This window comes from Cyclobacterium sp. SYSU L10401 (genome assembly GCF_010993705.1).
Lineage (GTDB): Bacteria > Bacteroidota > Bacteroidia > Cytophagales > Cyclobacteriaceae > Cyclobacterium.
The window spans coordinates 301,309-327,890 of the sequence record NZ_WOFO01000002.1 but is presented as its reverse complement, the minus strand read 5'-3'; the positions used below and the strand labels follow the sequence as shown (position 1 = coordinate 327,890).

Here is a 26,582-nt window from a genome sequence, read left to right as displayed (position 1 = left end):
CCTTCCCCTGGCACTTTTTTATGAGGAGATTTTTTGGAGTCGGAGTTTAGCTTGCTTTTTTTTTTAACAGGGCCATTAAACCATTGATTTTGTCTGAAATGGTGGCGGGGTTTTTTTCTACAATAGCCAGAGCCAAAGCTCCAAGTCCACCGATAAGGTCAAAAGCGACCTGAATTTGTTTCAAGGAAGTTATGGTTTCCTTTATCTCCTGATTGAGGGCTTTAAGATGTTGCAGTGCCGCTGCTGTTTCTTTTTCCACGATGAGGGTGGAGAGTAATTTCATTTCCCGGGCTGTATCCATCAGTACCCTAGCATTCTTACCCATTTCTATAAAGGTGTCCTGGCTGATTTCCTGTTGGCTTATTTTTTCAAAGCGGAAATCATTGAATTTCTTGGCTATTTCTAAAAAGTCATCCGCCAATTGGCTCAAAAATACGCTATCCAATCTTTCTTTCATTGCTTCAGTTGCTCAAGTGCATAATGTAATTCATTTAAATCGTTTGCCAGTGACCGAACACCATCTTTAAAAATATCCCCATTAATATTCATGTCTTCAGCCGTAAATAAGTGATGCGTTTCCGAAAGGTGGTGCAAAATACGTACCAATAAAAGTGTTTTTTTGCGGATCCTTGCCGCATTATCCTTCAATTGATAATACCTTTCAGCAGCTAATTCTTTTTCTATAGTATTTAGGCTGGCATCCAATACCTGGGTCTTATAATACATGTACCAGCTTTCCTCTTGTATATCAAGAATTCCCAATAGGTTTTTCTCCAATACAAAAGTAAGCTTTTCACTGATCAAACTGATGTGAGGATCCGCCTCATTCATGTAACGGACCAATTTTTTCCTTCTGTATTTTCCTGCTGCAGCATTTATACCCATTTCAGAAAGTTTTTGATAGGCATTCAACTGTTCAGGGTCAAGTTGGTTCCAGCCCGCTCCAGCTAAACTAGCTGCAGGCATATCCAACTGATACCGAATCAACTCTGAGGAGGATAAACGGTATAATCCATCCCAATAATTTATTAAGGTCTGATATAAATCGCTAACCAATGAATCCGCTTTCTCATAGTCGGAACAATTGCACTGGATATTCCTTTCAATGCTGTAGTGGCTGATCCTCTCAAAGGTACAATCCCCGAGGCAACTTGTTGTAAAACCATAATCCAATTCATGGAATTGATCCAATCCCTTTAAAGCCTCTTCGGAAAACAGTTGGACGGGCTTCAAATTGGTACAAGCCAAAAATGGATATACCAGCAGGCAAAGGGCCCATCCTTTAATCATTTGCATGACATAAAGGTACCTAAATTTCCTGTAAAAAAGTGTATCCACACCTGGGAAGGCTGCCTTTAAGAAGAAAATTTGGTGTTTGATGTTAAGGTACCAGGTTTATCCGATGAAAATGTCGACTGAAATCCATGTTAAAATGCCATACAATATTTCGAACGTTATCCAGGTAGCTGATAATATTGCTAACGCATATTACTCGAGAATACTAATCATTCCTTCTGACAAAGATACCTTTTCAGTACATCATCCTCGGTAATTTCCCGGGTAAGCGCGAAACCTTGTTTGGTAATTAATCCTTTCATGATCCAGTCAAAGGTTGAATATTCTTCTTTGAAATGAATAAGGGTGTCTTCTCTTAGAAAATCTCCGCCACGATGAGCTTGTCGTTCAATAAATCCGTGAATTCCGTCATCTCCATCAATATCCGGAATCACCACATCGTAAATGTACAATTTTCCTTCTGGTTTTAAGGCCCTGTAAATTTTTTCCAAAGCCTTTGCTTTCCAGTAGTCTGGCAAATGATGCAGTGAAAGGGAACTCATGACGGCATCCAGACTTTTATCGGGCAAGCTGAAATTCAGATAGCCACTGTGTTGAAATTCTATATTCATTACACCTTGTTCTTTGGCTTTTTTTTGGGCAAGCCCCAGCATGGGTTGGGAAATATCGATGGCAAAGATCTTTTTGCATTTTTTAGCGAAATGTATAGAAAAGTTTCCTGTGCCACATCCAATGTCGGCCCATTGGCAGGTTTTATCTGGTGCCAGCCATTGATCGATCAGATCGTATTCATTTTGTATGTTCCTGAAATCATCATGAGAGGGATCATACACATTTACCTCCTCTAATGAAGCATAGTTTTTACCAGTTTGTTGGAATTCCTGGTAAAGCCAATTTTTTGCAAAATCATTCACGGATAATCTGGGTTTTAAAATTTAAATTGGATTTGATATCAAAATAAAGATTTACCGGGTATTAAAAAAATTGAATCTCCGGTTTTGATTGGATTCCCGTGTTATGGTAAATTTATTTTTAATTTCGGCCAGGTTTCTGTAGCCAAATTTGTTATACCTGCTTTTTTCCTTCACTTTTGATCGGATAGAGGCAGAGGTTTTGACCATAAAAAAAAGAATCCATGTGGCCTATTAAAAAAAGATTATTAACACATGAAATCGACACGATTAAAATCATCATTAAACACACAGGGCAATGATTATTTTAATCGTCAAAGATTCCATCTGACCGCTTAAAGACAAATTATAGACACATGAAAGCAAAAAAAAGCATTGCCATCCTTGGAATAGGGGGAGTAGGTGGCTATATCGGAGCGAAATTATCACTAAACAGGGAAGAAGATCTTTTTCGACTGGTTTTTATTGCCAGAGGCACTACTTATAAGACTATTCAATCTTCTGGCTTGCATTTTAGTTCGGAAGATCATGATTGCCACCTTGAACCGGATTACCTTCAGTACAGTGGGGCAGAGGAAGGTCCGTATGATTTGGTGCTGCTGGCGACCAAAGCTCCGGCTTTGAAGGAAGCCGTGATGGGCAATAAAGCCTTGTTTTCAGCAAAGACACTGGTAGTCCCGCTGCAAAATATGGTAGATGCAGCCAGTCAGGTAAGACCTTTGGTTGGCGAAGCAGAAGTACTGGATGCCTGTATTTATTTGATTTCAAATGTTCAACAGCCTGGTCATGTAAAACATTTGGGTGGTCCAGGAAAAATAGTAGCCGGAAAGCCAAAAAATAATACCCACCAATGGTTTTTTGATGCCTTGCAAAAAGCCCGGATTCCTGTGGAACAGACCGATAAGGTAGCTGAATACCTGTGGAAAAAATTCCTTTTTATTTCCAGTTTAGGTGCCTTGACAGCCGCTTATGAGGTGACTTTCGGCGAGATATTGAAATCTCCGGCATTATTGAGCAGCTGGCGGAAGTTAATGGAAGAAATAGTAAATCTGGCTCAAAAGCATCAGGTAGCCCTTTCCCATAAGGATATAAATGAAGCACAAGAGCTGATCCGTCATTTTCCTGAGGATGCCAGGTCTTCTTTTCAGTTGGATGTAGGCGATGGCCATTTTGGAGAAAAAAAGACACTGATAGATGATGTGATTGCTAAATCTTTACATCATGGCCTGTCTCCGGAAACCTATGAGTTGATGGAAAGCCTTATCAGCCAAAATATTAGGAAAAATGCAGGATTTGGTTCTTGAATAGAGGGAACCCTTCCATTTCAGTAAGGATTTATTCATGATTTTTCATCCGTGTACGGTTGAATTATCTTTTTATTTTTAAGTATAGTGACCACTAAAAAGGCCACAAAAGGGTAAATGGCGCCCTCCATCTGATCCATTTGATCCATTAGGGAAGTCGTTTCAGATTTAGAATAAATGTACACCTGCAATAAAATGATCAATAGGGCTGATCCAAGAAAGGTATACTGCAGGAAATTTATCAATACTTTTAACCCTGCCTTTTGCTTACTGTTCTTTGTCATGATTTTTCCGTTTGATTACCTTCCAAAGGTATTACCCGATAACATGTATAGCATTGACCTATGTTATTTAATTAATTAAATTGAGCCGTCAGGATGTTTTTAAATTTTTCTATAGGATATGCAAAACCGGGAATCAACAGAATATCATTTAAAAAAGGCCAAGGAACTGTTGTCTCCCTATTTGCCCATGAGTGATGAAGAGTGGGCTGTTTTCAGTGAAGGATTGTCGATCAGAGTATTCAAAAAGGGAATGACGGTGCTGAATACGGGGGAAGTGGAACCCTACCTATCCATTGTTCTGGATGGACTTACGAGACATTACCTTTTACTTCCCAATGGGGAGGAAAAATGCTTTGATTTCTCTTTTCAGCATGAATTCAATTGCTCCTATGCAAGCTACATTCAGCAAAAACCAAGCGTATTTCATATTCAGGCCCTGGAGGATACAGTGTTGGCTTCTTTACATAAAAATTTCCTGGACCAGTTATATGAGCAATATCCCATCAGCAACAAGTTTGGTAGGATAGCGGTAGAACAATATTATTTGTGGAGGGAAAAACGGGAGTTGTCTTTGCTTGTTGATGATGCTAAAACCAGGTACCTGAACCTGATGAGAAAATATCCCGAATACCTGCAACAGGTACCTTTGAAATACCTGGCTTCTTATTTGAACCTCAAGCCCGAATCTTTGAGCCGAATTCGAAATGATCTTAGAAAATAGGATGGAAGGGTTTTTTCCAGCCCCGGAGTTGGTAGGATTATACGCAAACCCATTTAAGTTTTAAAAAAAATAAGCCATTCTTAAAATAAGAATGGCTTAAACAATTTATTCATTTATTATAAGGGCCATCAGGGCTTTGATATTTCAAAATTGACCTGTTTTCCTTTTATGGTGTTGGTATTCATAACACTAATCACATGGGTGACATCCTTCTTGGGAATATCAACAAAGGAAAAGCTATCATAAATATCAATTTCACCGATATTTTTACCTGATACACCTGTTTCACCTGCTATTGCACCTACAATATCATTGGGGCGAATGCGGTCTTTTTTACCAAGATTCAGGAAAAGGCGCGCCATATTTGGTTCTCTTTCTTTTTTGTTTTTTCTACCGCCCCTGTCGCTGGAACGCGGACCCCTGCTGCTGCGGTCCCTATCGGAACGATCCCGATCCCTTCTGGGCCTGCGGTCATCTCTTCCTGAACTTCGATCCCTGTCAGGCGTGAAGTTCATTTCTTTGAATTTATCTACAGCTTCTCCCAACTGTAGTTTCACCAATCCAAGGGCAACCTGCTCCAGACTGAGCCCCTCTGCCAAAAGGTTGCCAATAGCTTCTTCATAAATCTGATTTTCATCGGATTTAGCAATTTGCCTGTGGATATCCTTGATCAGTTGATCTTTTTTCATTTGAATCAGCTGGTCTACAGACGGAGGAGCGGCTTTATCAATGGAGGTTTTTATAAACCTTTCCAGGTCATTTATTTTACCGGCATCCCTTCTTCCTGAGACAAAACTGATGGCAGTTCCCGTTTTACCGGCCCTACCTGTACGTCCTATCCGGTGAACATAATTTTCCTCGTCTAAAGGGAGGTCAAAGTTAAACACCGCTTCAACGTTTTCTACATCTATGCCCCTGGCAGCTACATCTGTTGCTACCAGTACAGAACAATGACCTTTCCTGAATTTATTCATTACTTTGGTCCGCTGTGCCTGTGACAGGTCTCCATGTAATGCTTCCGCAGGTACTCCTTTTGCATTGAGTTCTTCCGTCACCTCGTCAGTTACCCTTTTGGTGTTACAGAAAATAACACTCAGCTTGTATTGGTGAAGGTTGATCAGCCTGCTGATCAGGTCAGTTTTCAGTCCTGACCTCACTTCATAATAAAACTGAGAAATATTTTCTACGGTAAGTTCCTTTCGGAGTACTTTAACGATTTCCGGATTGGTTTGATATTTCCTGGTCAGCTCCAAAATGGGTTTGGGCATGGTAGCGGAAAAAAACACCGTTTGCCTGGCTGCTGGCATAGAACTCAATATGGTCTCTATATCCTCACGGAATCCCATGTCAAGCATTTCATCTGCCTCATCTAGTACGATCACTCCTACCTGACTAAGGTCTAGGGTACCTCTGCCCATGTGATCCATGATCCTGCCAGGCGTTCCAACCACAATCTGAACTCCTCTTTTCAGACTCCGGATCTGTCGGTCTATGGCTTCACCACCGTATATACAGGTGGAGGAGATTTTTTTCTTGTATTTGGAGAGTTTGACTATTTCACCCTCTACCTGTACCGCCAATTCTCTGGTGGGACAGAGGATCAGTGCCTGAGGTTTGCTTTTACTTTCATCTATCCTGTCAATGATAGGAATGCCGAAAGCGGCTGTTTTACCTGTTCCTGTTTGTGCCTGTCCGATGACATCAGCACCCTGAAGCAAAAGAGGAATGGTTTGATTTTGAATGGGGGAAGGTTGGGTATAGCCCATATCTTCCACTGCCCTAAGAATTTCTTCCGAAACCCCCAGGTCTGAAAATAATAATTCGTTTTCCATGAAATGTTCCTTACTTCTCAAAGCCACGGTATTCCTAAATATCCCAGTGTCGATCAACAATAAGGAACCCCACGGCGTAGGAGAAAAATTTATTTAATAATAATGTGCAAAATTAAGTAAAAATATTCTGATAAACAATAATTCCGTGTTGATATTTAGAATATATACTTACAAAGCATTAAAATTAGTTAATTATATTTTGCATAAATAAAAAAAGGGTCAACAGACCCTTTTTTAGTTTATATTTTTCATCCAAAAGCTTAACGTTTATCCATGGGAACGTAAGACCTGTCAGTAGAACCAACATATACCTGTCGTGGTCTTCCAATGGGTTCATTATTTTCCCTCATTTCTTTCCATTGAGCAATCCAGCCCGGAAGTCTGCCAAGGGCAAACATTACAGTAAACATATCTGTAGGAATACCCAAAGCCCTGTAAATGATCCCGGAATAAAAATCAACGTTCGGATACAATTTTCTATCTACAAAATAGGGGTCATTTAAAGCTGCAGTTTCCAGTTCTTTTGCAATTTCCAAAACGGGATCTGAAATTCCCAGCTTATCCAATACATCATCGGCAGCTTTTTTGATGATTCTGGCTCTGGGGTCAAAGTTCTTATACACCCTGTGTCCAAATCCCATCAAGCGAAAAGGATCATTTTTGTCCTTAGCTTTTTCCAAATATTTCTTGGAATCTCCTCCGTCTGCTTTAATGGACTCCAACATTTCAATCACGGATTGGTTGGCCCCTCCATGCAGAGGACCCCAAAGGGCATTTATTCCTGCAGAAATAGAAGCATATATGCTCGCCTGCGATGATCCTACTATCCTAACAGTAGAGGTAGAGCAATTTTGCTCGTGGTCCGCATGTAAGATAAGTAACTGATCCAATGCCTTGGAAATAACAGGATCTACTTCATATTTTTCGGAAGGCAGGGCAAACATCATTTTCATGAAATTCCCACAATAGTCCAGGTTATTATCCGGGTAATTAACAGGATGCCCCATTTTGTTTTTATAAGCCCATGCCGCAAAGGTTGGCATTTTAGCCATTAGCCTGACAATACTCAGTTGGATCTCTTCATCTGAATTATTGGGGTCGAGAGAATTGGGGTAAAAAGCGGTAAGAGAGCAAATCAGGGAAGACAAAACCCCCATGGGATGTGCTACTGAGGGAAATCCGTCCAATATTTTCTTTATATCCTCATGGACAAGGGTATGTTTTGTAATCCGATTAGAAAATCCCTCATATTGAGAAGCCGTGGGTAATTCACCATTGATCAACAAATAAGAAACCTCTAGAAAATTGGAATTTTCGGCCAAATCTTCAATATTATATCCCCTGTATCTTAGAATACCCTCTTCTCCATCTAAAAATGTAATGGCACTTTTGGTGGAACCGGTATTTTTGTAGCCCGGGTCAATAGTGATCAAACCTGATTGCCCTCGAAGTTTAGCAATATCTATAGCCTGTTCATTTTCAGTACCTTCAATAACTGGGAGTTCATATTCTTTTCCTTTAAAGGAGAGTTTAGCATTATCGGACATATTGATTAAATTAAATGTATTTTAAAATTCTAAATCTGTTCAATTCAAAATAATATTTGGATCAAATTTAAGAAAAATTGATCAATTTTCTTTCATATTATTGTTTGAATCAGCTTAAAATCGCAATGAAAAATAGATTATGCTACCGGTAAATTTGATAGTAATGGCCTTGTCACCTATAAATGTGGAGTTTAAAAAAGTTTAAACTCAGCTGGTAGCATCTGGTACCGGGCTTCACAAGCTTACACAAAAGGGACTGTTAAAAAAAGCCCACTGTGGGCTTTTCCTAACAAAAGTGTTCAAATACCTCTATCAAATGATCTCCAATCATTTGGGCATTTCTACCTTCGATGTGATGTCTTTCTATGAAATGGACCAGGTCTCCGTCTTTGAAAAGCGCCATGGCAGGGGAGGAGGGTGGATAAGGCATGACCAATTCCCTGAATTTTGCTACGGCATCCGTATCATTTCCAGCGAAGACGGTGGCCAATGTGGTGGGCTTTTTCGAAGATTTGTCTAAGGCATGTCTTACCCCCGGTCTGGCAGCACCAGCCGCACAACCACAAACAGAATTAACCACTACGAAAGTTGTCCCTTTATGCTCTTTGAGATGATCTTCAACGTCTTGGGAAGTCCTGAACTCTTTAAACCCTACATCTGTAAGCTCTGCACGCATAGGTGCAATCAATTCTTCTGGATACATATTTTTTTAATTTTATTTTTTACAAAAAACCTAACTCTAGTTTGGCTACTTCAGACATCATGTCCTGGGAGTAAGGAGGATCAAAGGTCAGTTCTACTTCCACATTATTCACTCCTTCGATTTCCGAAACCCTGGACTTTACCTCTGATGGAATAGATTCTGCCGCCGGGCAATTGGGAGAAGTCAAAGTCATCAGTATATAAACATTATTAACCGGGTATACGGTGATCTCATAGATCAAACCCAACTCATATACATCCACCGGAATTTCAGGATCATATACATCCTTGATGGCATCGACGACCTTTCGTTTGATTTCCTCCTGATGGTCTATTTGTTGATCTGAATTTCCCATATTGTCTTTATGCATCAATTTTAGATTGGTAGGCCAGTGCGAATAATTTCATTTGCTTGATCATCGCTGAAAGCCCATTAGACCTTTGTGATCCTATGATATTGCCCATCCCTATTTTTTCTATAAAATAAAGATCGGCATCAATGATTTCCTTGGCCTTTCTACCTGAAAGAACCCGAATCAATAAACTGATCAATCCCTTTGTTATGGCTGTATTGGAATCGGCCAGAAATTGGATTTTCCCATCCTGAAATGAAGTGATAAGCCAAACCTTTGATTGACAACCTTTGATTATATTCTCTTCTTTTTTTTCTATTTCAGGAAAATCAGGAAGTTGGTCTCCCAATTCCATGATATAATAGATGGTAGACTCCTTGTCATCACCTAAAATTTCAAACTCTCCAATGATTTCATCCTGAACTGTATTGATGTCTTTCATTAATTATTTCTTTTGGCAATTCTTACCAGACTTTCGTACAGCCGGTCAATTTCTTCAGTGGTGTTATAAACAGCAAAAGATGCCCTGACAGTTCCTTCAATACCATACCAATCCATCAAAGGTTGGGTACAATGATGTCCTGTTCGTACGGCAATCCCTGAAGCATCCAACATCATCCCCACATCAAAAGGATGGGTGTTTCTGACGTTAAAACTCATGACACTCACCTTATCATTTGCTGTGCCAACAGGCTCAAACCCCTTTATAGTGGCACATTTTTTCGTTGCATAGCCTAATAAATAGGATTCGTGGTTTTGAATATTTTCTTTTCCACAATCATTAATGAAGGAGAGTGCCTGCTCGAAAGCAATTACATCTGCTATATTTGGTGTTCCGGCCTCAAACTTATATGGGATCGTATTATAGGTGGTTTTTTCAAACCTAACTTCACTGATCATTTCTCCTCCTCCCTGGTAGGGGGGCATGGCTTCCAGCAATTCACGCTTTCCATACAACACACCCACCCCGGTGGGGCCATACAATTTATGGGCTGAAAAGGCGAGGAAATCACAATCCAATTCCTGCACATCTACAGACAAATGAGCCGTACTTTGTGCCCCATCAACCAGAAATTTTGCCCCTTGCTCATGAGCCAGATCAATCATCTCTTTGATAGGATTAACAGTCCCAAGAGCGTTTGATGCATGCACTACAGCAACAAGTTTGGTTTTTGGGGACAATAACTTTTTATAAGCTTCAAAATCAAGTTCCCCATTATTGAAAATAGGAATAACCTTTAAAATGGCGTTGTTGTTTTCACATAGCATTTGCCAGGGAACAATATTGGAATGGTGTTCCATGGTGGAAATGATAATTTCATCTCCCTCCCTGATGAATTTTTTGCCAAATGTGTTGGCCACCAGGTTTATACCTTCCGTTGTGCCTTTGGTAAAGATCACTTCTTCAGCGGATGGGGCATTGATAAATTCCTTTATACGGGTCCGGGTGAGCTCGTAATGTTCCGTGGCTCGGGAAGCCAGGGTATGGGCCCCTCTGTGAATGTTGGAATTGTCCTGCTCGTAGTAGGCCTTTAATGCGGCTATTACCCGTGCTGGCTTATGAGTGGTGGCTGCATTATCAAAATAGGCCAAAGGTTTACCGTTAACTTCCTGATGAAGCACCGGAAATTCCTTGCGTATACTGAGTACATCTATTCCCTTGTTATTTGTATCAATAACTTCCACCAAGTCGCTCATGTACTAATTTTTCACAATATTTTTTAAAAGGCTCAATGCTTATTTTTTCAAGTACTTCACCCGCAAAAGCGTATAGCAATAAGGCCCGGGCTGATTCCTTACTCATTCCTCTGGCTCTCATATAAAACAACGCTTCTTCATCCAACTGCCCGGTAGTACAGCCATGTGAACATTTCACATCGTCCGCCCAAATCTCAAGTTGAGGTTTGGTATTTACCGTTGCGTCCTCAGATAAAAGGATATTATTATTTTGTTGAAAAGCATTGGTTTTCTGAGCGATTTGCCGGACGAAAATTTTACCGTTGAAAACTCCCCTGGAATGGTCAGCCAAAATGCCTTTGTAAAGTTCATTTGATTGGGAATGCGGCTGGGTATGGTCTACGTTGGTATGATTATCCACGTGTGTTTTTCCGTTGAGGAGGTATAAACCGTACATGTTTCCTTCACAATTGCTGGCATTCAGGTCTATACTCAGGTTGTTTCGAATCATTCCTGCTTCCAAGCTCAGGACCACGGAGGTAAGGGTAGCGTCTTTATGAATATTCGCACCGGTATTGTGTACCTCAAGGGTGTTTTTGTTCCCATCCTGAAGTTTGTAATGGCGTATATGGGCATTTTCAGCTACAGCCCACTCAGAAACGGAGTTGACGAAGACAGTTTCATCGTTTAAAAAAACTGTCAGTTCTATCACCGAAGCCTGGGAATTTTTTCCAGCATTAATAAATATCCTGGGATAAACACAGGCTCCATTTTCGTCTGCCCGCACGTAATGAACCATTACCAGCGGTTTTTTTAATATCTTTCCATCAGGAATGTCTATCCGCAAGCCCTGAGAAAAGGAAAATGTATTCAAAGCACTGAAAGCATCATTTTCGGGCTTTTCAATTTGACCAATTTCCTGAATAGCGGAAGCATCCAGATCGGTGAAGTGGTGCAAGCCAAATAAACCCTCAGGCGAATCCGATAGGGCTTCTTCCGGAATGCCATTATTAGTTATAATTTGGTATCCATCAATTGAATCTAAAAGATCTCTTAGGGCTTCCACCTTTTCAAGATTTGAAATGGGAGAAGGAGAACCTGGATTTTCAATTGAATCAGCGATTTTTTTGCTGATATTGGTGTATTTGTATTCCTCAGCTTTGACTGTAGGAAAGCCAACTTCCTCCAAAACAAGTCTTGCTTTTGACTTTAAATCCGAAAAAAATTTCGGACCAGCGCTTTCCGGCTTTGCCTGGAGAAATAAGTCTGCTAATTTATGATCTTTTTTGAGAGACAATGTCATGTTGTAAGTTGAAATCTTAAAATGAATTAGACAGCTGTGCCAGCGACCTCATCCTTAATCCAGTCGTAACCTTTTTCTTCCAGTTCCAGGGCCAGGGCTTTGGTTCCCGATTTTACTATTCGCCCATTAAAAAGGACGTGAACATAGTCGGGTACGATATAGTCCAGCAGACGTTGGTAGTGGGTGACGACGATGGTGGCGTTGTCTTTGGATTTTAACTGATTCACCCCATTAGCCACCACTTTCAGTGCATCGATGTCTAATCCGGAATCTGTTTCATCAAGGATGGAAAGGGTGGGTTCCAAAACCGCCATTTGAAAAATTTCATTTTTCTTTTTCTCTCCCCCTGAAAATCCTTCATTCAAGGCCCTGCTGAGCAATTTTTGATCGATTTCCACCAATTTCATTTTTTCCTTCATCAGGGAAAGGAATTTTACTGCATCCAAGGGCTCCTGACCCCGGTATTCCCTGACTTGATTCACTGCTGTCCGCAGAAAATTGGTGGAACTCACTCCTGGAATTTCAACAGGATATTGAAAGGCTAGAAACACACCTTCCCTGGCCCGGTCTTCAGGACTGAGGTCCAACAAGTCTTTTCCTTTAAAGGTAACTTCGCCTGCCGTTACCTCATATTCTTCCCTGCCCGCAAGTACAGAGGCCAGGGTTGATTTGCCGGAACCATTGGGTCCCATGATGGCGTGTACCTCTCCAGGCTTGATTTCCAGGTTAATACCATTGAGTATAGCAGTACCTTCTACCGAGGCATGTAAATTTTTTATTGATAACATTTTTTATCTATTTTTTATCCTACGCTTCCTTCCAATGTGAGTGCAAGCAATTTTTGCGCTTCCACCGCAAATTCCATGGGCAATTGGTTCAATACTTCTTTGGCATAGCCGTTAACAATCAGCGCAACGGCATCCTCGGAATCTATACCTCTTTGGTTGCAATAGAAGATTTGATCTTCACCAATTTTGGAAGTAGTAGCTTCATGCTCTACCTGAGCAGTGGAGTTGTGAATATCTATATAAGGAAAAGTGTGTGCTCCGCAATTGTTACCCATGAGAAGAGAATCACACTGGGAGAAATTCCTTGCGTTCACAGCCCTTTTCATGATTTGTACCTGACCTCTGTAAGAGTTCTGAGATTTTCCGGCAGAAATACCTTTTGAAACAATTCTGGATTTGGTGTTTTTCCCAATGTGAATCATTTTGGTACCCGTATCCGCCTGCTGGTAATTGTTGGTAACGGCTACAGAATAGAACTCACCAATAGAATGATCTCCCTTCAAAATGCAGGAAGGATATTTCCAGGTAACAGCAGAGCCTGTTTCTACCTGTGTCCAGGATATTTTGGAGTAATCTCCTGCACAAATACCCCTTTTGGTCACAAAATTATAAATTCCACCTTTGCCGTTTTTATCTCCCGGGAACCAATTTTGAACGGTAGAATATTTTACCTCGGCATTTTCTGCGGCATAAATTTCTACGACAGCGGCATGCAATTGATTCTCATCTCTTTGCGGAGCAGTACACCCCTCAAGATAGGACACGTAAGACTTATCTTCCGCTATGATTAGCGTTCTTTCAAATTGACCGGTATTGGCAGCATTGATCCTGAAATAGGTAGACAATTCCATTGGGCACCTGACACCCTTGGGGATATAGCAGAAAGATCCGTCTGAAAACACAGCAGAATTAAGTGCTGCAAAATAATTATCTGTGGCAGGAACTACAGAACCCAGGTATTTCTTAACCAATTCGGGATGTTCCTTAACGGCTTCACTAAACGAACAGAAAACCACCCCCAATTTGGATAAGGTATCTTTAAAAGTTGTTCCAACAGATACAGAATCCAAAACGGCATCAACGGCTATTCCCTGCAATCGTTTTTGTTCATTTAAAGAAATACCCAGTCGTTCGTATATTTTAAGCAACTCAGGATCAATTTCATCGATACTCTTGGGTTTGCTTTTTTGTTTGGGTGCAGAATAATACCTCAGGCTTTGATAATCAATTTTTGGATAACTAACATTTGGCCAGGTAGGCTCTTCCATTTTTTCCCAATGCCTGAAAGCTTTTAATCTCCAATCCAACAGCCATTGAGGCTCTTCCTTTTTTGAAGAAATCCACCTGATGATATCCTCATTTAACCCCACGGGAGCCTCGTCAGCTTCATAATTTACCGACCAGCCATGTTCGTATTCCTTAGAGGTAAATTCTTCTAAAATTTCATTGTCTTTGCTCATAAAAAGAGTTATTTAGACTAATTATATTTTGATGCACAAATATACAACATTAATCTATTTTTTATTGTTCGAAGAGTCGGCAAATTAATAGAAAAATTTACTTATTTAAAGCCTAAAATGCTTTATATTAATCACTTAAAATATAAAAAATGCCAAATACAAACCTTTTTCATTCTATGAAAAAACACATTAAATATTTAAAAATAAAAATAAATTTTTTATTTAGATTTAATCTTAATAATTAACTATATTGTTATTTTTTACTCTCCAGAAGCTGTATCGGCCGGTTGATGCTTTCTTCCAGAACGATGAGTGTTTCAGTACGGTCTATCCCTTCCACCAATTGGATCTTGTTGAGCACATCCCTTAAGTGATTGGTGTCTTTACAGATTATTTTGGCAAAAATACTGTAGTTTCCGGTAGTGTAGTAGGCGTTAATTACTTCTGCGATTTCTTTAAGTCTTTCAATTACATTGTCATAAAGAGAGCTTTTCTCCAGATAAATTCCTAAAAAGGCAGAAATATCATATCCCAATTTTGAAAAATCGATGTTAAGGGTCGCACTTTTGACAATGCCCAAATCCTCCAACTTTCTCATTCGGACATGGACTGTACCTGATGAAACAAAAACCTTTTTGGCAATTTCGGTAAAAGGTGTTTTGGCATCTTCATTGAGCAGGGAAATGATTTTAAGATCAATATTGTCAATATCTAAAATTTTGTCCATTATTCAGCGAGTTAATTGTTAATTCCAAAATAAAGATCTGGTTTAATTATTAAATTGTCAAAGTATTTGAGGACTTTTTTCTATTTTGAACAACAGCAGCCGTATGTTCACCATTTTTTTTAAATTTACAAAGGGAAGGCTATTCCGGGTTTTCCGGTGTTGTAGCGAAACAATGTTTTTTTTTGCGGATTGACTTTTTTATAACATTTCAGCCTTGAATCAATTAAAAGCATACGCCCTTCCCTGTTTTAATTATAAATGTGTACTATCAAAATTAGTCAAAATAACCCCAGCACATGATTGTAATCAATAATTTCAAATCACTTTACCTGTTCATTATTGTGTTTTTTTGTTTGTCGCGCTCCGGAAATGGGCAGGAAAATAAACGGGCCTTGGCGCACAAGGACTATGATTCCTGGGAGTCCATTTCTAGTTCCACGATTTCAAATGATGGAAGTTGGGTCGGAGTAGAAATCGGGTTACAGGATGGGGATGGAAGGGTGGAGCTAGTTCCTGCTTCCACTTCAAAAAGTACCCTGTTGATACCCAGACTCACAAAATTGGTGTTTTCTGACAACAACCGGTGGGCGATAGGGCTGCTGGTTCCAGAAAAGGATTCCATCAGGAATATGAAGCTTCAAAAAGTTAAGAAAGAAAAATTTCCAAAGGATACCTTGTTAATAGTAAACCTGGAGCTGGGAGAATTAAGGAAAATACCCCATGTAAAAAATTATAGCATGCCTGCTGATAATAAAATGTGGTTTGCCTATGAAGTATCAGAAGAAATGTCAGAGTCAAAGGCTGAGGATGCAGAAAATGAGAAGGAAGAGGAAGAAAAAATCACCCTGCACGTGGCGCATTTTGAAGCTGATACAGTCTTCAAGCTGGAAAATGTGACCGATTATGGATTTGCTGCCAACGGTAAGCAACTTTATTATGTGCAACGCATCAATTCAGACCAAAAGCGTTCCAATCGGCTGGACATTATTGGATTGGAATCTGGTCAGGTGATGACAATTAATGATAGCTTGAAGCAATTCAAAAAAATGGTTTTTTCTGAAGATGGGGATCAGTTTGCTTTTTTAGGATGTATGGATGCCGAATCAGACGAATCAATCTCATTTGACTTGTTTTATATGGGGCTTGATGGTAACGTAAAAAAAGTGGCCCTTGATCCCGATTTGGAAATCGAAAAGATAAGCGAGCACTTTCCCCTGAGTTTTTCAAAGGACGGACAAAAATTATTTTTTGGTTGGCAAAAATATCCTCAGGAATATGCCTATGCTGCCGACACTACTATTCTGGATGAAGAGCGGGTAAGCGTTGATATTTGGGGCTGGCAGGATGAGGAAATTCAGCCCATGCAGCTAAAAAACCTGGAGGAAAAGAAGAAGGAGAGTTTTGTAGCCGTCTACCATACTGAATCAGGGAAAGTTGCTTCACTTGGGGATCCTGAGCGAGGTGACTTGTTTTTCAACAAGGATAAAACGGGTAAATGGGCCATTGCCCTGGATGATAGTCCCTACCGAAGAAATTACAGTTGGGACATTCAGATTGGAAAAGACCTGTGGCGGATTTTAACTGAAAGTGGGGAGGCTGTATTGTTGGAAGAGGAAATCATTGGCAATCCCCGGATCTCTCCTTCCGGGAAATATGCCTTTTGGTATAGCCATCCGGACAGTGTCTGGGTGGCCTATGGACTGGAAAGCAGGGAAAAGCTTTTTCTCACCGCAGGCATTGAGGATGTCTTTTATGATGACTTGCATGATAGTCCCGTATTGCCGGGAAGCAATGGACATGCGGGATGGTCAGCAGATGACCGTTATTTTCTGGTGTATGGAAAGTATGATACCTGGATGGTGGATCCGCTGGGAAAGGAAGCGCCAGTTAATCTCAGCAATGGATTTGGTGAGACCCATCAGGTTGAATTCCGGCTTTTAGACCTGGATCCTGACGCAGATTTTGTAGACCTGGAAGAGGATTTGATATTCAGCGGCAAGGATATGGTAAGCATGAGTAGTGGATTTTACCTGATTGATCCAAAAAAGAAAAAAAATCCTGAGTTGTTGGTGGATGGAAAGGCCGCTTTCTTTGGCTTGAAAAGATCAAAAGACAAATCAGGTTTCATCTACCAAAAATCCACCTTTCAGGAATCTCCCGATATATTCTTTACCGAAAAAGGATTTAATAAAAGCGAGCAGCTTACCCGTATTAATTCCCAACAAGAGGACCTACTGTGGGGTGAGGTTGAATTGGTCGAATACCGGGTAAATGATGGAAACATGATGAACGGTTTACTCTTTAAACCGGAAAATTTTGACCCGCAAAAAAAATACCCGATGATGGTTTATTTCTATGAAAGAAGTTCCGAGTCTTTACATCAATATCGTTCTCCCGTACCATCAGCCTCAATAATTAACATTCCGTATTTTGTAAGCAATGGATACCTGGTATTTGTTCCTGAAATTCAATATAAAATCGGATTGCCCGGTCCGAGTGCCTACGATTGTGTAGTGCCTGGTGTGCAAGCCATGATTGCCAAAGGATTTGTTGACCCGGCTAATATTGGCATTCAGGGGCAGAGTTGGGGTGGCTACCAGGTGGCTTACATCATCACGAGAACCAATATGTTTAAAGCTGCCGGGGCCGGTGCTCCGGTGGCCAATATGACTTCCGCTTATGGGGGGATCCGCTGGGGAACGGGCATGAGCCGCATGTTTCAATATGAGCAAACACAATCCAGAATTGGAGGTACCCTATGGGAGAAACCCATGCATTACCTGGAAAATTCGCCGCTTTTTTATGCAGACAGGATCCAAACTCCCACATTGATCATGCATAATGATGCCGATGGTGCCGTCCCCTGGTATCAGGGGATTGAATTTTTTATGGGATTGAAGCGCAACGATGTGCCTTCCTGGCTTTTGGTTTACAACAATGAAGACCATAATTTAAAAGAGCGGAAAAATAAAAAAGATTTGAGTATTCGGCTGGCCCAGTTTTTTGATCATTACCTGAAGGAAGCGCCCGCTCCCTTATGGATGGAAGAAGGAATCCCTGCCATAGAAAAGGGTAAAACATTGAAATATGAGCTAAGTGATGATTAGAAGTTTTTGGCAATGTCAAGCGAATCGGGCTAGGGTTTGTAATCAGAAACAATAATTGACAGCACATCCTGTTTACCCTGGCATACCCGTCCAAGTGAAGCGGGTTATTGGTATTTCTCATGCCTGACCTACCTGCTCTTACACCTTGATACTGAAAGTCGGACTTTGCGTTAGGGGATTAAACAGTTGTTTTCACAGCATCAGGTAGTTCTTTGGGACGATTCCCGGATGATCAATGCCGACCTCAAGGTGATGGTATTCGTTTTCTGAAGAATTTCCTGGTTTTCGTCATCCAGGTGATTGATCAGGTTTTTCATGGCCACTTCTCCCATGTGATAACTTGGGTAATTAATGGTGGAAAGATTAGGTTCTACCATTCGGGAAATCAAGTCATTGTTAAAACCTACAATGGCCATATCTTCAGGAACTTTGACACCTCGTTTTTTCAGAGCCATCAGGCAACTGGCGGCACTGGTATCGTTGGAGATCAATAGGCCGTCCGGTCTGGGATGTAGTTTTAATATTTTTTCAACGATACGTTCTCCCGAATCTTCATCTAACTCGTCGGTGATCACATTAGCCGAATCAAAAACAAAGCCGTGGTCCATCAAGGCGTATTTATATCCTTTCAACCGGTCTGCATAGACATTGATTTGCAGGTTGCCCAATACATGGACAATTCTTTTACATCCCTGTTTGATGAGGTGTGCTGTAGCATCATAAATCGCCTGTGTATTGTTGATGACCACTCCGGTACAATGATTGTTTTCGGGTACCCTGTCAAAAAATAAAACAGGAATGTTCTTCTGAAAAAAGGGCTGAAAATGCTCGATATTATCTGTTGTTCCTGCTTTTGAAACAAGCAGACCATCTACACGGCTGTTAAACATTATGTTTGTATTGGAAATTTCCTTGTCAAGAGATTCCACAGATTGACTGATGATAAGATTATATCCTGCTTGGGTAGCTATTTTTTCCATTCCGGCCAAAACTGAAGATTGAAACGCACTATTCAGCTTGGGAACGATAACCCCAATACTATTAGACCTTCTTTTGCGCAGGCTGGACGCAAAAATATTGGATTGGTAGCCCAGGTCCTTTGCCGCATGCAGGATTTTGTTTCGGGTTACATCCTTTACCCTTGGATGGTTGCTTAAAGCCCGGCTGACTGTAGTTGGAGATAAACCTACATTAGCTGCAATATCATAAATAGTGATTTCTTTTTTCATTAATTTACTTCAATTCTTAGCACAAATAATATTAGAAATAATTTTAGAAGTATGCAACCGATTTCAATACATTTAAAATTTGGATTAAAGTATTATAACCTAAGTTTTGGTTTAAAAAAGAATAAAATACCTAATTTTAATAAATTTCGAAATTGAAACCAAGATATGTAGCTGGTTAATGATGAAAAACTTTTCATTTATTTGGCGGATTTTACAAATCATTTTTTTTGTCCTTTATTGTTTTCCTGAATAAATGGATAATAGGAACCATAAAATTATATGAAATCGGTTGTAACAAAATAAATATATTGATATGTTTACGTTTATTAGCAAAGCACATTACATCCCAATTAATCTATGAATAAAATTAAACAGTTCATTGTTTTGTTCCTATCTTTTTCGTTTCCAATTTTAGGTTTGGCACAAAAGATAGCTACATTGGAAGTAGAACTGCCAGCGGTGTCTACCTACGCCTACCCTGTTTCTATTCCTTTAGATCCGATAACGCATGTACCGGATTCCTTGTTAACATTAGTGGAGGTAACTGCTGATGCAAGTGTAGAAATTCCTTTTCAGATAGATAATATGCAGGGACGGACCATCTATTGGATAGTGAAACCTACGGCAGGTGGTGAAAGGGTAAGGTCCTTTGAGATCCATAAAAAGCAACACCCAATGAAATCCGGCAGTCTTAATATTTCTCAAACAGATAAAGCTTTGATCATAAAAAAAGGGGACCGGGACTTATGGCAATACAACCATGCCATTGCCTACCCGCCCGAAGGAGCTGATCCGGCCTATGCGCGTAGTGGTTTTGTGCACCCCATGTGGTCACCTTCAGGAAAGTCTCTGACCAGAATTCAGCCACCGGACCATTACCACCATTATGGGCTATGGAACCCCTGGACAAGAGCTGAGTTTAAAGGAGAAACCATCGATTTCTGGAACCTCAAGGAGAAACAGGGAACGGTTCGATTTGCGAACTTTGTAAGTAAAACCCAGGGGCCGGTTTTTGCCGGCTACAAGGTTTTGCATGAACACCTGGTATTGCAAAATAGAGATGAGCCGGAAGTAGCCATGACTGAAGTACAGGGAACCCGCATTTTTGCACTCGATGAAGAGGAAGATTATTACCTGGCTGATATCAGTATCATGCTCAACCCGGCTACCGATCATCCGGTGATTTTAAAAGAATACCGCTATGGAAGCCTGGGATGGAGAGCTACAGAGAAGTGGGACAGAAATAACAGTGAAGTAATCACTTCTGAAGGCCTGGATAGAAAATCTGCTGATGGAAGTCTGGCAAGATGGTGCATCGTTCAGGGTGAAATAGATGAGGATTTTGCATCCGTGGTGATGATGTCATTCCCCTCCAATTACAATCATCCCGAACCTCTGCGGATCTGGCCGGAGGATATATATGACAGGGGAGACATGTATGCCAATTTTGCCCCAACAAAAAACATGGATTGGGATCTGGATCCCGGAAAAACCTATTTGCTTACTTACAGGTTTTTGGTTTCTTCAAAGAAGATCAGTAGCGAAGAAGCCGAAGCTGCCTGGCAGCAATTTGCACATAGCCCAAAAATCACCATCCATAAAGATTAAAGATGACCATTATACGCATTGAAATGGAGTCAATGACTAATTTTAAAACTACCTGTCTGGCCTTGCTGTTCATGATTTTCTCCATGGTTGTGGTAAAAGGCTACGCCGAAACTCCCAAAAATAACCTTAAGAATAAAAGGGTTTTGGTTTACACAAAAAACGGAGAAGGTTTTGTGCATGACAACATCCCTTATGCCGTGGATTGCCTGGAAAGAATGGCGGAGGAGCAAGGTTTTGACATTACCATTTCAGAAGACCCTTCCTTCTTTACAAGCAGGAATTTGGAGGATATTGATTTGATGGTTTTTACCAGTACAAACAACGATGTATTTGATACCAATGCCCAGCGGCTGGCTTTTAGAAAATACATTCAATCCGGAGGGGGTATTGTGGGTATCCATTCTGCTGTTGGTACAGAAAGGAACTGGGAATGGTTCAAAATGCTGATCGGAGGTCGCTTTGTCTGGCATCCGAAATTTCAGGAATTTAATATAAATATAATCGATAAATCACATGTATCTGTATCCGGCTTGCCAGATGTCTGGACCAGAGAGGATGAGTGCTACCTGATGCAGGAACTATACCCTGGGATAAAGGTGGTCATGGCCCATGATCTGGAGTCTCTGAATACGGACCAACAGGAGCGGGTACTGGAACTTTCCTCTCCGTTTCACAGATTTTATCCAGCTGTCTGGTATCAGGATTTTGATGGGGGGCATGTCTGGGTGACGGCTTTGGGTCACCACAAGGATGATTATAAAGACCCCGTATTTGTGCAACATATTTATCAGGGAATGAATTATATTGCCGGAAAAATCAGTAAAAAAGATGATTCGAAAATCTATGCAACAGCCTGGGATACTCCGGTTAAGTTTTAGTGCCAAAGGGTATGTCAACTGATTTGAACCATTTAAAATAACAATCAATAAACAGGACAACCAAAACACGTGTTTCCATGAAAAAAGAAAAACAATCCAATCTTTCCAGAAGAAATTTTATGAAATCCAGTACCAAGGGAGCTCTGGCAGCTTCCCTGGCCGTTACGGGATTTCCAACCATAGTTCCGGCATCGGTATTTGGGAAAAATGCTCCCAGTAATAAGATCAATATAGGGCAGGTAGGCTTTGGTAGAATAGCCATGACCCATGATTTGCCGGAGACCATGAAAAATGACATTGCCAGGGTGGTAGCTGTGGCGGATGTGGACCGGAATCGTGCTGCGCAGGGCAAAACCTGGATAGAAAAATATTATGCCGACAAAACCGGAAGCAGCAATTATGTGGATGTAAAAGTCTTTGAAGATTACAAGGAAATGATCAATCACAAAGACGTAGATGCAGTTATTATCAGTACGCCAGACCATTGGCATGCCCAGCCTGCCATGGAGGCTGCCCTTGCTGGAAAAGATATCTACTTGCAAAAACCTACCTCATTAACCATAGAGGAAGGGAGGATGATGAGTGATACCATTCACAGGACCGGTGCCATCTTCCAAATAGGAAGCCAGCAGCGATCCATGAACCCCTGGCCTCAATTTAAAAGGGCCTGTGAATTGGTAAGGAACGGTCGAATAGGAAAGGTGGAAAGGATTTTAGTAGGATTGCCAGGTGATCCTGCGGGTGGAAATCCGGAAGAAATGCCGGTACCGGACAACTTGAATTACGACATGTGGCTGGGGTCCACACCCTGGGTGCCCTATACCCTGGACAGGGTCCATTCTCAGGATAATCTTCGTTCCAGGCCAGGATGGCTCAGGTGCGAACAGTTCGGAGCTGGAATGATTACTGGCTGGGGTGCCCATCACCTGGATATCGCCCATTGGGGAATGGGCAAAGAGTATTCTGGTCCCATAGAGCTTGAGGCCTCTGCTTCCTTTCCTACCGATGGACTTTGGACGGTTCACGGAGATTTTAAAGTTACTGCAAAATATGACAATGATGTGATCATGGAAGTCAGTGGGGATTATCCCAATGGTGTAAGGTTTGAAGGAACAGAGGGGTGGATTTTCGTTGCCCGTGGTAATGTAGGTGTAACGGACAGTGATCCTGTACCAGGTGGAAAAGCCAGCGAGGCCTTCAAGGCCAGCGATCAAAAGATACTAACTTCAGAAATAGGGCCTGAGGAGATCCATTTGTATGCAAGTGAAGAGCAGCATAAAAACTGGTTGGATTGTATTGTTTCCAGAGAACAACCCATAGCACCTGTAGAGGTGGCGCACAGATCCTGCAGTGCTTGTTTGCTTTCCCATATTGCCATGAAGCTGCCAAGAAAATTGTACTGGGATCCCATACGTGAAAAATTCAAAAATGACGATGAGGCCAATGCCATGCTGTCCCGGCCCAACAGGCATCCTTACGGAACTCAATACGTGATTTGAGCAAATTATTTTAACAAAGGATAGCAAACAAGTATGTCTTTGATTCAAAGCTGGCGCTGGTTTGGGCCGAATGATCCTGTATCCTTGCAGGATATTCGCCAGGCCGGCGCTTCTGATGTGGTATCGGCCCTGCACCATATTCCTCATGGAGAAGTCTGGCCCCTGGAAGAAATCCTGGAAAGAAAAAAAATAATTGAAGCAGCCGGTCTGGTTTGGACGGTAGTGGAATCCGTTCCGGTACATGAATCCATCAAAACCAGGGCAGAAGATTGTGAACAGTTCTTGGAAAATTACCGGCAAACGTTGGTTCACCTCGCTCAGGCAGGTATCCGGCTGGTCTGTTATAATTTTATGCCTGTTTTGGATTGGACACGAACAGACCTTTCCCTGGAGATGCCTTCTGGTGCCCGTGCCTTGTATTTTGACTGGGCAGATCTGGCCGCCTTTGATCTTTTTGTATTAAAGCGGGAAGGAGCAAGGGCAGAATACCCTGCTCCCATTGTGGACCAGGCAAGTGACAAATGGACGGCCATGTCTGCCAAAAGAAAGCAGGAACTGGCGGATATTATCCTCATGGGAGTTCCCACAGAGAAAAGCATGACCTTGGAAGGGCTTTCTAGGAGCATTTCACGCTATCAATCCATTGGGAAGGAAGGATTGCGAGAAAATTTGCTATATTTTTTAAAGGGCATCCAAAGTACCTGCGAAAAATATGGGATGACCATGACCCTTCACCCGGATGATCCGCCTTATTCTATTTTAGGTTTGCCACGGATTGCTTCCGGTCTGGAAGATTTGGTATTCATCACGGATGCCATCAGGGAGCCTTTCAATGGAATCTGTCTTTGTACCGGATCTTTGGGAGCCGGGAAAGAAAATGATTTACCTGAAATCATCAGTGCCGTGGCGGATCGCATCCATTTTGTCCACCTCCGAAATGTAAAGAAAGACGAAAGAGGCAATTTCCACGAATCCGATCACCTCGATGGAGATGTGGATATGTTTGAGGTCATGAAACGATTGGTGAAAATTAATAAAAACCGGTCCAAGCCCATTCCATTTCGTCCTGATCATGGGCATCAAATGCTGGACGATTTGCAGAAGGAAACCATTCCCGGTTATTCTGCGATTGGCCGGTTAAAGGGACTGGCAGAATTGAGGGGTTTGGAAATGGCTTTGGAAAAGCACATTTAATAAAAATCCATTGATTTTTGCTGAATTGAAATGATTCAAAAACTAATCGTCTTCATTTTTCTTCTCGTGCTGAGTACGGTGCCTATTGTGGCACAGGATTTCGAAATGCCAGAAAAAGGTTTTTGCGCACATAGAGGAGCCATGGCCAGTCATCCTGAAAATACCATCCCGGCTTTTCTGGAAGCCATAAGAGTGGGGGCTCATATGATCGAGCTGGACGTGCAGTTTAGTAGGGACTCTGCATTGGTGCTGATGCACGATGCTACGGTGGACCGCACCACCAATGGAAGTGGGGCGGTAGCTGCACTGACTTTATCCGAACTCAAACGGTTGGATGCAGGGAGTTGGAAAGGCGATCAATTTTCCGGCATCCAAATCCCCTTACTGGAGGAAGTGCTGGAGGTCATGCCACGGAATGTCTGGTTAAACATCCATTTAAGAGGGGGGCAATCCCTGGGAAGCTGCGTTGTCAGGTTACTGGAAGAAACGGGCAGGAGTCATCAGGCATTTTTAGCGGTGCAGGAGCAGGCTCGCCTTGGTGCTCGAAAGGCATCGGATTCGGTATTAATTTGCAATATGGAGAGGTTAACTGGAGGCAGGGATTATGTAGCTGCTACAATCGAAATGGGAGCAAATTTCATTCAATTACGGGGAGAGATCTTACCTGAATTTAAGGATTATGCCCGGATGTTACATGAAAAAGGAATCAAAGTGAATTATTTTGGTACCGATGATCCGGTTGTTTTTGAGGCACTTTTTGAATTGGGGGTTGATTTTCCATTAGTGAATGACATTGCTGCAGCTATGGATTGGGCAGGGGATAATGGTCTAAAACCAGTTAAACCTATCTATTGAAAATCCGTTGACTATTCCGGAGCCTTTAGATTTCACTACTTCAAACTGCCAATCGGTAAGATAAATGGCCTATATCTATTATTCAATCAAATGATGTAGCGTTGCGCCCAAATGTTAGCTTTTCCAATCGAGAATGCCAAAAAGTTTTACATTCTATTTACGCAGATTGGTAAAATAATCTCATGCTTTCTGCTTAATTGGAGGGGTTTTTGTGATGGTATTTGTTAACAAACAGATGAAATTATGAAACGTTTAACTAATATTTGGAAGCAGCTATTGATGGTACTTTTTTTCTCTTTGGTTCAACTCCAATATGCGTTGGCCCAAACCGGTCAGGACTCAGGGGACGACTACCCCTTAAATCCTTCTCCTATACGAATAGTTTTTTATATCATCCTTTCTTTTATCGTTATTGCAGTAGTGTTCAAATTACTTTACAAACCCAGGAAAAAGAACCAGCCTTAAAAAGCTATGAATGAATGCGGGGATTGGGTGAAGTGACTTCAATAACAGTTTACGAATCGGAAAATGAAAGAACGAATCTGCGGGAGGAGAGGAGATGTGTAATTTTTACGTTGGCAATTTTTTGATTGGTAAAAAAATTCTAAATTGACATTCTTTGAAAAGAATGGCCCAACCCAAAATAACCGATAAAGCCCTTTGCGAGGCATTGTTTCACCAAGACAAAAGTGCCTTTGATACCATTTACGATAGGTATTGGAAAAGACTTTATTGTTATGCCTATAAGATTTTTGAGGACCAGGTGCTTTGTGAGGATGTGGTTCAGGAAGTATTCTTAGGTTTATGGGAGAGAGCCCAAAAGAAAAAGATCAATCATCTGGAGGCTTATCTTTTTAGGGCAGTAAAATTTCAGGTCTTGAATCTGGTCAGGAATATAAAACAAACCACAGATCTGGAAAGTATCTTTTCTCACCTTCCCGAACAGCTGGAGGCGGATCATTTTTTGGAATATGAGGAAGTGGATAAAATTTTGAAGAAGAGTGTTCTTGCCCTTCCGGAAAAGTGCAAAGAAGTATTTCAGTTGAGCCGGGAAGCTGAGATGTCTAATCAGGAAATTGCCGTAAAAATGAATATATCTGTCCGGACGGTAGAGGCCCATCTGTACAAAGCACTTAAATCCATTAAAAAAAACCTTAACCAAATTTATTTTTGGGCCGCTCTGCTGTTAGGTAATCCTACTTATATTTTATTTTGATGTTTTTATTTTTTATGATTATTAATTCCCTTTTTATTTGGAGTTTACGCATTTAAAATTGGCCAATTCTAGCCTTTGTAATTTTTTTTCT

At 41.1% G+C, this 26,582-nt stretch carries 25 protein-coding genes; 10 read left to right on the top strand and 15 right to left on the bottom strand.

Annotation, left to right across the window (positions count from 1 at the left end; translation table 11 throughout):
- Nucleotides 1-46: 46 nt before the first annotated feature.
- The 3 genes from GL182_RS06380 to GL182_RS06370 form a co-directional block, all read right to left on the bottom strand.
- Nucleotides 47-457 carry a hypothetical protein gene (locus GL182_RS06380; protein ID WP_163378819.1) on the bottom strand — a complete coding sequence of 137 codons (411 nt, stop codon included), beginning with the start codon at nucleotides 455-457 and terminating at the stop codon, nucleotides 47-49.
- Nucleotides 454-1,290, bottom strand: a complete 837-nt coding sequence (locus tag GL182_RS06375; RefSeq protein ID WP_163378818.1) for a hypothetical protein — start codon at nucleotides 1,288-1,290, stop codon at nucleotides 454-456. The genes GL182_RS06380 and GL182_RS06375 overlap by 4 nt, the downstream gene beginning before the upstream one ends.
- 215 nt (nucleotides 1,291-1,505) lie before the next feature.
- Entirely contained in the window at nucleotides 1,506-2,210 is a 705-nt protein-coding gene (locus tag GL182_RS06370) for a class I SAM-dependent methyltransferase (protein ID WP_163378817.1), read from the bottom strand.
- A gap of 353 nt (nucleotides 2,211-2,563) precedes the next feature.
- On the opposite strand from GL182_RS06370, the gene GL182_RS06365 reads away from it, so the two are divergent.
- Nucleotides 2,564-3,511, top strand: a complete 948-nt coding sequence (locus GL182_RS06365; RefSeq protein WP_163378816.1) for a ketopantoate reductase family protein — start codon at nucleotides 2,564-2,566, stop codon at nucleotides 3,509-3,511.
- A gap of 35 nt (nucleotides 3,512-3,546) precedes the next feature.
- Here GL182_RS06365 and GL182_RS06360 read toward each other — a convergent pair whose 3' ends face one another.
- Nucleotides 3,547-3,795 (bottom strand): hypothetical protein, encoded by a 249-nt coding sequence (locus tag GL182_RS06360; protein ID WP_163378815.1) that lies wholly within the window; start codon nucleotides 3,793-3,795, stop codon nucleotides 3,547-3,549.
- Nucleotides 3,796-3,913: 118 nt separating this feature from the next.
- Here GL182_RS06360 and GL182_RS06355 point away from each other — a divergent pair, with 118 nt between their 5' ends.
- The gene (locus GL182_RS06355) at nucleotides 3,914-4,516 is read left to right on the top strand and encodes a Crp/Fnr family transcriptional regulator (protein WP_163378814.1); all 603 of its coding nucleotides are present in this window, start codon (nucleotides 3,914-3,916) and stop codon (nucleotides 4,514-4,516) included.
- Between the two features lie 128 nt (nucleotides 4,517-4,644).
- Here the strand turns inward: GL182_RS06355 and GL182_RS06350 are convergent, their stop codons facing one another.
- From GL182_RS06350 to GL182_RS06305, 10 genes are all read right to left on the bottom strand, one after another.
- The gene (locus tag GL182_RS06350; protein ID WP_163378813.1) at nucleotides 4,645-6,348 is read right to left on the bottom strand and encodes a DEAD/DEAH box helicase; all 1,704 of its coding nucleotides are present in this window, start codon (nucleotides 6,346-6,348) and stop codon (nucleotides 4,645-4,647) included.
- A gap of 260 nt (nucleotides 6,349-6,608) precedes the next feature.
- Nucleotides 6,609-7,895 (bottom strand): citrate synthase, encoded by a 1,287-nt coding sequence (locus GL182_RS06345; protein WP_163378812.1) that lies wholly within the window; start codon nucleotides 7,893-7,895, stop codon nucleotides 6,609-6,611.
- 286 nt (nucleotides 7,896-8,181) lie between these two features.
- Complete coding sequence (locus GL182_RS06340; RefSeq protein ID WP_163378811.1) at nucleotides 8,182-8,598, bottom strand: BrxA/BrxB family bacilliredoxin; 417 nt, start codon at nucleotides 8,596-8,598, stop codon at nucleotides 8,182-8,184.
- 19 nt (nucleotides 8,599-8,617) lie between these two features.
- Nucleotides 8,618-8,968: an SUF system Fe-S cluster assembly protein gene (locus GL182_RS06335; protein ID WP_240469701.1), complete on the bottom strand. Its 351-nt coding sequence runs from the start codon at nucleotides 8,966-8,968 to the stop codon at nucleotides 8,618-8,620.
- Entirely contained in the window at nucleotides 8,961-9,392 is a 432-nt protein-coding gene (locus GL182_RS06330; protein ID WP_163378810.1) for a SufE family protein, read from the bottom strand. Before GL182_RS06330 ends, GL182_RS06335 begins: the two co-directional genes overlap by 8 nt.
- Nucleotides 9,392-10,648 carry a SufS family cysteine desulfurase gene (locus tag GL182_RS06325; protein WP_163378809.1) on the bottom strand — a complete coding sequence of 419 codons (1,257 nt, stop codon included), beginning with the start codon at nucleotides 10,646-10,648 and terminating at the stop codon, nucleotides 9,392-9,394. Before GL182_RS06325 ends, GL182_RS06330 begins: the two co-directional genes overlap by 1 nt.
- Nucleotides 10,623-11,930 carry a Fe-S cluster assembly protein SufD gene (gene sufD / locus GL182_RS06320; RefSeq protein WP_163378808.1) on the bottom strand — a complete coding sequence of 436 codons (1,308 nt, stop codon included), beginning with the start codon at nucleotides 11,928-11,930 and terminating at the stop codon, nucleotides 10,623-10,625. The genes GL182_RS06325 and sufD overlap by 26 nt, the downstream gene beginning before the upstream one ends.
- A 26-nt stretch (nucleotides 11,931-11,956) precedes the next feature.
- A complete protein-coding gene (gene sufC / locus GL182_RS06315) occupies nucleotides 11,957-12,718 on the bottom strand; it encodes a Fe-S cluster assembly ATPase SufC (protein WP_163378807.1) in 762 nt (253 codons plus the stop codon).
- A 14-nt stretch (nucleotides 12,719-12,732) separates the two neighbouring features.
- Entirely contained in the window at nucleotides 12,733-14,178 is a 1,446-nt protein-coding gene (gene sufB / locus GL182_RS06310; RefSeq protein WP_163378806.1) for a Fe-S cluster assembly protein SufB, read from the bottom strand.
- A 253-nt stretch (nucleotides 14,179-14,431) separates the two neighbouring features.
- Entirely contained in the window at nucleotides 14,432-14,905 is a 474-nt protein-coding gene (locus GL182_RS06305; RefSeq protein WP_163378805.1) for an Lrp/AsnC ligand binding domain-containing protein, read from the bottom strand.
- A 296-nt stretch (nucleotides 14,906-15,201) separates the two neighbouring features.
- Between GL182_RS06305 and GL182_RS06300 the strand changes: the two genes are divergently transcribed.
- Nucleotides 15,202-18,012, top strand: coding sequence for a prolyl oligopeptidase family serine peptidase (locus GL182_RS06300; RefSeq protein WP_163378804.1), 2,811 nt, complete (start codon nucleotides 15,202-15,204; stop codon nucleotides 18,010-18,012).
- A gap of 200 nt (nucleotides 18,013-18,212) precedes the next feature.
- Here the strand turns inward: GL182_RS06300 and GL182_RS06295 are convergent, their stop codons facing one another.
- Complete coding sequence (locus tag GL182_RS06295; protein WP_163378803.1) at nucleotides 18,213-19,241, bottom strand: LacI family DNA-binding transcriptional regulator; 1,029 nt, start codon at nucleotides 19,239-19,241, stop codon at nucleotides 18,213-18,215.
- Nucleotides 19,242-19,598: 357 nt separating this feature from the next.
- Here GL182_RS06295 and GL182_RS06290 point away from each other — a divergent pair, with 357 nt between their 5' ends.
- The 7 genes from GL182_RS06290 (at nucleotide 19,599) to GL182_RS06260 (ending at nucleotide 26,491) form a co-directional block, all read left to right on the top strand.
- Complete coding sequence (locus GL182_RS06290) at nucleotides 19,599-20,849, top strand: PmoA family protein (protein ID WP_163378802.1); 1,251 nt, start codon at nucleotides 19,599-19,601, stop codon at nucleotides 20,847-20,849.
- 32 nt (nucleotides 20,850-20,881) lie between these two features.
- Nucleotides 20,882-21,727, top strand: a complete 846-nt coding sequence (locus tag GL182_RS06285; RefSeq protein WP_240469699.1) for a ThuA domain-containing protein — start codon at nucleotides 20,882-20,884, stop codon at nucleotides 21,725-21,727.
- A gap of 77 nt (nucleotides 21,728-21,804) precedes the next feature.
- Entirely contained in the window at nucleotides 21,805-23,226 is a 1,422-nt protein-coding gene (locus tag GL182_RS06280) for a Gfo/Idh/MocA family protein (protein ID WP_163378801.1), read from the top strand.
- A 33-nt stretch (nucleotides 23,227-23,259) separates the two neighbouring features.
- A complete protein-coding gene (gene uxuA / locus GL182_RS06275; RefSeq protein ID WP_163378800.1) occupies nucleotides 23,260-24,420 on the top strand; it encodes a mannonate dehydratase in 1,161 nt (386 codons plus the stop codon).
- 30 nt (nucleotides 24,421-24,450) lie between these two features.
- On the top strand, nucleotides 24,451-25,275 hold the full coding sequence (locus tag GL182_RS06270) for a glycerophosphodiester phosphodiesterase (protein ID WP_163378799.1): 825 nt from the start codon (nucleotides 24,451-24,453) through the stop codon (nucleotides 25,273-25,275).
- 243 nt (nucleotides 25,276-25,518) lie between these two features.
- Nucleotides 25,519-25,740 carry a hypothetical protein gene (locus GL182_RS06265; RefSeq protein ID WP_163378798.1) on the top strand — a complete coding sequence of 74 codons (222 nt, stop codon included), beginning with the start codon at nucleotides 25,519-25,521 and terminating at the stop codon, nucleotides 25,738-25,740.
- Between the two features lie 163 nt (nucleotides 25,741-25,903).
- The gene (locus GL182_RS06260) at nucleotides 25,904-26,491 is read left to right on the top strand and encodes an RNA polymerase sigma-70 factor (RefSeq protein WP_163379135.1); all 588 of its coding nucleotides are present in this window, start codon (nucleotides 25,904-25,906) and stop codon (nucleotides 26,489-26,491) included.
- Nucleotides 26,492-26,582: the final 91 nt, after the last annotated feature.